Below are 563 nucleotides of genomic sequence, written 5' to 3' on the forward strand. Positions count from 1 at the left end.
TGCCTTTCGCTCCTGTTACGGGGAGCGACGCGGCGCGTCGTTTCAATTTTCAGCTTGTTCCGGATTGTTAAAGAGCATAATACTTCGCAGCCCACCGTTTCCGGTACGCTCTGAAGTATTTCAGAAAAACAGTATGGTGGAGCTAAGCGGGATCGAACCGCTGACCTCCTGCGTGCAAGGCAGGCGCTCTCCCAGCTGAGCTATAGCCCCATACAGTGACTGCAGAGACCGTCTACTACCAGGAGTGGCATTCTTCTGTGCGAGGAATGCGATTTTTTCTCAGGCAAGGCGTGGCGATGCGAAGCATAGTTCACTATGCGAGCCGGCGTCACAACGCAGCATGAGGGAAAATCTGGTAGGCCTGAGTGGACTTGAACCACCGACCTCACCCTTATCAGGGGTGCGCTCTAACCACCTGAGCTACAAGCCTGTAGAGGTTTTTCTGCTCGTTACTTTCTATCAGACAATCTGTGTGAGCACTTCGGAGGCAGTATCTTCAGGTAAGGAGGTGATCCAACCGCAGGTTCCCCTACGGTTACCTTGTTACGACTTCACCCCAGTCA

At 53.1% G+C, this 563-nt stretch carries 2 tRNA genes and 1 rRNA gene; all 3 read right to left on the reverse strand.

Going from position 1 to position 563, the window contains the following annotated elements:
- Positions 1–134 precede the first annotated feature (134 nt).
- Positions 135–210: transfer RNA gene (locus HP564_RS20180), tRNA-Ala, on the reverse strand.
- 143 nt (positions 211–353) lie between these two features.
- Positions 354–430, reverse strand: a tRNA-Ile gene (locus HP564_RS20185).
- A 71-nt stretch (positions 431–501) separates the two neighbouring features.
- A 16S ribosomal RNA gene (locus tag HP564_RS20190) occupies positions 502–563 on the reverse strand; the annotation flags it as partial.

It is taken from the genome of Pantoea sp. KPR_PJ (assembly GCF_041386365.1).
GTDB lineage: Bacteria > Pseudomonadota > Gammaproteobacteria > Enterobacterales > Enterobacteriaceae > Pantoea.